Origin of the sequence: Malikia spinosa, assembly GCF_002980625.1 — a bacterium.
In the GTDB taxonomy this organism is placed as follows: Bacteria; Pseudomonadota; Gammaproteobacteria; order Burkholderiales; family Burkholderiaceae_C; genus Malikia; species Malikia spinosa.
The window spans coordinates 1-4,994 of the sequence record NZ_PVLR01000066.1; the positions used below are offsets into that span (position 1 = coordinate 1).

7 protein-coding genes are annotated in these 4,994 nt (G+C 57.7%); 1 reads left to right on the forward strand and 6 read right to left on the reverse strand.

From position 1 onward, the window contains the following. The coding region (locus tag C6P61_RS16755) for a transposase (protein ID WP_146115084.1) at nucleotides 1-361 on the forward strand (361 nt) is incomplete at its 5' end. Between the two features lie 89 nt (nucleotides 362-450). Here the strand turns inward: C6P61_RS16755 and C6P61_RS16760 are convergent. The 6 genes from C6P61_RS16760 to lspA all read right to left on the reverse strand — a co-directional run bounded on the left by C6P61_RS16760 (nucleotide 451) and on the right by lspA (nucleotide 4,428). Beyond that, nucleotides 451-774, reverse strand: coding sequence for a YnfA family protein (locus C6P61_RS16760; protein ID WP_101102755.1), 324 nt, complete (start codon nucleotides 772-774; stop codon nucleotides 451-453). 68 nt (nucleotides 775-842) lie between these two features. Then, on the reverse strand, nucleotides 843-2,171 hold the full coding sequence (locus C6P61_RS16765) for a M23 family metallopeptidase (RefSeq protein WP_105731055.1): 1,329 nt from the start codon (nucleotides 2,169-2,171) through the stop codon (nucleotides 843-845). Between the two features lie 44 nt (nucleotides 2,172-2,215). Further along, the gene (locus C6P61_RS16770) at nucleotides 2,216-2,854 is read right to left on the reverse strand and encodes an SCO family protein (protein ID WP_105731056.1); all 639 of its coding nucleotides are present in this window, start codon (nucleotides 2,852-2,854) and stop codon (nucleotides 2,216-2,218) included. Nucleotide 2,855: 1 nt separating this feature from the next. Further along, entirely contained in the window at nucleotides 2,856-3,512 is a 657-nt protein-coding gene (locus C6P61_RS16775; protein ID WP_105731057.1) for a DsbA family protein, read from the reverse strand. Then, nucleotides 3,509-3,925, reverse strand: a complete 417-nt coding sequence (locus tag C6P61_RS16780; protein ID WP_105731058.1) for a disulfide bond formation protein B — start codon at nucleotides 3,923-3,925, stop codon at nucleotides 3,509-3,511. Before C6P61_RS16780 ends, C6P61_RS16775 begins: the two co-directional genes overlap by 4 nt. Then, on the reverse strand, nucleotides 3,922-4,428 hold the full coding sequence (gene lspA / locus C6P61_RS16785) for a signal peptidase II (RefSeq protein WP_105731059.1): 507 nt from the start codon (nucleotides 4,426-4,428) through the stop codon (nucleotides 3,922-3,924). The genes C6P61_RS16780 and lspA overlap by 4 nt, the downstream gene beginning before the upstream one ends. Between the last annotated feature and the right edge of the window lie 566 nt (nucleotides 4,429-4,994).

Genomic DNA, 4,994 nt, shown 5'->3' on the forward strand with positions numbered 1-4,994 from the left:
CAACGAGCAGGAACGCTCACAAGTCAAGCAACTGTGCGAAGCCGTGCAGCGGGCTACGGGCGAGACGGTCGAGGTCGCTTGGGCCGACCAAGGCTACACGGGCGAGCAGGCCAAGGAGGATGCGGCGGCGACGGGCATTGAGTTGCGCGTGGTCAAGCTGCCCGAGGCGAAGAAGGGCTTCGTGCTGCTGCCGCGACGCTGGGTGGTCGAGCGCAGCTTTGCCTGGCTGGCACGCTTTCGCCGTCTCTCACGCGACTTCGAGCGCATGCCTGAAGTGCTGGCATCGCTGCATTTCGTGGTGTTCGCCATCCTCATGCTGCCCAAGGCCGTGATGCTCTTGGGCGCCGGTCAAAGTTCATAACACGCTCTAGTGGGGTCGATTGACGCTGATGGTCGGCGCGCTACAAGCCCTCGTGCTTGGGTAAACGATGGGACGGCAGGTTCTATGTTTCACAAGCGAGGCTGATACGCAATGATCGCCATGCCTGCGAGAGTTACGACCACACCCACCAGATCCCAGCTGCTGGGGCGGATGCCGTCCACCGACCACAGCCAGCCCAGCGCCACCGCCACGTAAACTCCCCCATAGGCTGCATAGACCCGTCCGGACGGAGCTGCATGCAAGGTGAGCAGCCAGGCAAACGCGGCAAGGCTAAAGGCCGCTGCTGGTAATAGCAGCCAATCTGTGTCTTGACCGCGCAGCCACAGCAGCAGCAAGTAGCAACCAACCATCTCTGTGATGGCAGTGGCGATGTAAAGCAGCAGTGTTTTCATAGTGGCAATGGAAGTTTAATATTCCGTGGGTTTTAATAGGAGCAAGGTCACGTTTACCCGTCTTCGGGTCACTGTGCGTTGGATTGGGCGACAGAGGCAGCCATAATGAGCTGTTCCCGTATGGCTTTTGCTTCCTTTTTGAAGCCTGGCAGGTTCGGGATCACAACGGTCGATGCCGATGAATTGCTAGCGATCCGCGACGGGTTGGTACGCTCGCCCTTGACGAGGTATTCAAAGTGCAGGTTTGGCCCCGTGGCCGTTCCGGTCGAACCAACCGTGCCGATAGTCTGGCCTTGCTCCACGCGCTGTCCGCGCCGGACGGCGATGCGTCCGAGATGGGCATAAGCGGTGGCTGCCTGATCGGGATGTCGAATCACCACGTAGTTGCCATATCCACCTTGCCAACCCGAAAAGGTCACCACACCGTCGGCGACAGTCCGAATCGGAGTTCCGGCGGGTGCCCCGTAATCCGTTCCCTTGTGGGCTTTCTGTTCCCCCAATACCGGGTGGATGCGTGGTCCGTATGAACTGGTGATCCTGGAGAACGCCAACGGGGAGGCCAAGTAAGCCCGTCGCTGACTCGAACCATCCAGGCTGACGAATTCGCCGGTCTTGCCTGGTGCCTGATACCACATGGCCTGATGAGTCTGCTTGCCGCTCTGGATTTCGGCACCCAGCAATTGTCCGGTGAACAGGATCTCTCCATCCAGCTCAAACGCTTCGTAAACCATGCTGAAGCGTGCCCCTCGTGGCAAATCGCGCTGGAAGTCGATGTCCCCGGCAAAGGCCTCTAACGCCTGTTCAGCGATGGCATCCGGAATGCCGGCCTGCTCGGTGGCTGCATAGAACGAGGAGCGAAGAGTCAGCGAACCGAACTGAACCAGACGCCGAGGTGTCGGCTGTTCGAGCCGAGAGGTGTACTCGCCGTTTTGCCGCTGCACCACCAGTCGGCTGACGCGCTGGTTGTTCGCGTCCACCCAGCGCACCGACAAGGTTTTCAGACGCCCCGCGGGGGTTCTGGTGACAGAGGCCAGTTTGCCGGGCGCGCCCGTCAGCAACAGGCGAGATGTGGCATCGCGGGCGAGAAACATCTGTGCATCGCGATCATCAATGCCCAGCCGCCTGAGCAGGGTCTGGACAGAGTCATCACGACGGGTGGTCTGAGATTGATGAACGAGAAACTCAGGGCTCGACCCTGTGAATTCAGGCACCGCAACAGAAGCAGCCACAGGCTCCACCACTTGCCGAACTGGCAGCTGAGCTGCATCGGGCAAGGCTGGTGAGATGCCAAAGGCCACGACACCCGTACCCAGCATCAACGTGCCCAACGCCCCCATCAGAGGTCGCCGGTAGCTCTGGATCAGTGTTTTCAGTGAGGGCAGGTAAGCAGGCTTCATGACATTACAGTGGGTGGCTTCATCGAGGCGTCAAAAGGAGAGCCTCAGACGGCGGACAAAAGGATCTTGATGTCCGATGCGATCGTGATGGCGTCGGTTCCGTAGGGGGAAAACAAGCGAGCCCGACCTTCGGTGTCGAAGATGTACTTCCCTGCCGAGTGGTCCATGGTGTACGAGGTCGGGGTCGATCCCGGGACCTTCTTGAAGTAGCTCTTGAAGTCGGCCGCGACGCTCTTGAGTTCGTCAGGCCCTGGCCGCAGGGCCAGAAAGCCCGGGTCAAAGCTTGCCATGTACTCCTTCAGCAATGGCTGGGTATCCCGTTCGGGGTCCACCGTGATGAAGAGCACCTGCAGCAGGTCGCCCTGAGCACCCAGTAAGCGCTTGACCTCCGCCATGGTGGCCATCGATGTAGGGCAGACATCCGGACATTGCGTGTACCCGAAGAAGACCACCACGATCTTGCCGTTGAAGTCCTTGAGCGTTCTCACGCTACCGTATTGATCCTTGAGCCGAAGGTTCTCTGCAAAAGTGGCACCGGTCACGTCGGTACTCTTGAATTTGGCCACATCTGGTGAACAGGCCATCAGCGCAGGGACACCGGCTACGCAACCAAAGGCTATCTGCACAAAACGCCGACGGCTGGAGGTCGGTTGCGACGGTACAGGTGACAAGCGCTGTGTCATGTCACTTCCTGGCTTTGGTCACTTCTTCGGCGACGAGGGCCTTCAACTGCTTGTCACCAAAAGTTGGCAGGCTGCGACCATTGATGATGAAAGTTGGCGTTTTGGTGACATTCAAGGAGGTCAGGTCCTCGATGTCCTGCTTCAAAACCGCCTCGATTTCGGGTGTCAGGGCGTCTTTTTTCGCCTTCTCGATGTCCAGGCCTGCCTCCTGCGCTGCGCGATACGCCAGATCGATGTTGGGTTTACCGTGGTCGGCCCATTGCGGTTGAGTGGCCAACACCACCTCTAGCACAGGCAGGTATTTGTCTTGTCGTTTGGCGGCTTCCAGAAGCTTGACTACTTCATCAGAGCCCGGATGGAAGGGGGCGTATCGCAGCACTAGTCGCACGTCGTTCGGGTACTGCTTGAGGATGTCCTTGACGATGGGATAGAACGCTCTGCAGGTCTCGCACGCGGGGTCAAAAAACTCGACGATCGTGACCGGCGCATTGCGCGGACCAAAGACTGGCGAATGAAAGCGAACCAACCTGTTTTCTGCCTGACTGACCTTCTCGGCCTGTGAGTCCTGGACACGCTTCTGGTAATAGTTCATACCCAGAAAGAAGAATGCCAGGATAATTATGATCAGAGCGGAAACTGTGATTTTTTTAGAATTCATCGGGAAGACTTTCTCAGATAGGTGGTGAGGAGGAGTGCGAGTGCTATAAATGCGACAAGTGACAGCCAAGGTATCTGGATGCCATTGAGGATTTCGAGCTTTTGGTCTGCGCAGGAGACCCCAGCGCTGCAAGGCACCCAGGACTTGGGGATCAGTCCAGCCACCAACAGGGTGTGATAGCCGGCCATAGCCAGCCCTCCCAAGGCCAGTGCAAGGGCATAAACCGCACCCTGACGGTCATCGGCAAAGCAAGCGATTCCCAAAATGATTGCGATAGGGAACATGAAGATGCGCTGGTACCAACACAAGGTGCACGGCGTCATCAGCATGACTTCGCCAATGAAAAGAGCACCCAGCGTGGCGGTGGTCGCAATCAGCCATGCCAGCAACAGCAGTGTCCAGTTCTTTTTCATGGTTCGCTTCTAGTTTTGGTAAAGGAGGGTTGTAATGACAGCACCCCCCAGCCGATCACGGCCATCACGATGAAGACATCGGCAAGGTTGAACGCCGGCCAATGCAGACCGCGCCAGTGCACATCCAGAAAGTCGGTCACTGCACCTGTGGACATGCGGTCAATGAGGTTGCCTGTGCCTCCGGCCACGATCAGTGCCCCGACCAGCCGCTCTAAGGGCTCGATGTGTTTGAACAGACTGGTGAGCGTGATGGGAACGACCACCAAAATGCTGACTGCAATGAAAAACCAGCGCTGCCAGCCACCAGCATCCGCGAAAAGCGAAAAAGCGGCTCCCTCGTTCAGGGTATGGACCAGGTTGAACCAGCTCGTCACCTCTATTGAAGACCCGAAAGGAATCGTCGCGGCGAAGTAGGCCTTGGTCAACTGGTCCAAGGCGATCATGACCCCAACTGCGCAGAGCCAGAGCAAGCGGGGGGAGGCCCCCCAACGAGAAAAATGCATGCAATCAATCTCCAAAAACAAAACATCACCAGCCCCAAGGGGCTGGTGCGCTTTACAGAGATTGACAGGTGCGCAGTGCTATCGCGCGGCTAGACAATCCCCGGTCATACCGGGGATGTCCAACGCGGTCGATCTGGGCGATCAACGAGCAAGGATTCCGACCAAGGGAGCGGTCGAGACAGAAGCACCGAACTGGGTTGGCCGAACCACGAAGAGAGCACCGCCTGCAAAGCGATGGAGCAGTTGGCGTGGCAGGTACCGCAATCGAGATCTGGCGATGCAACACTAGCAGCCGACTTCTTGGCGGGAGCTTCCTCGAAACTCTGGTGCTGGTGGACATGGTGTCCGAGATGCTGTGCCGTGGCATCCTGGTCATGGGCGCAAGATGCACCCACTGCAGCCCAGGACAGCTGCAACGGCATTAACATCATCAAAATGACTAGCAACCACGAACGCATTCTCACATTGTAATGCTTGGCTCACACACGACCGTCAAAAAATTGACACTTGCGCCGTCTATGATCATTTTTTAGCCTGGTTGGCCGCTTAGAGCGTGTTCAAAGTCT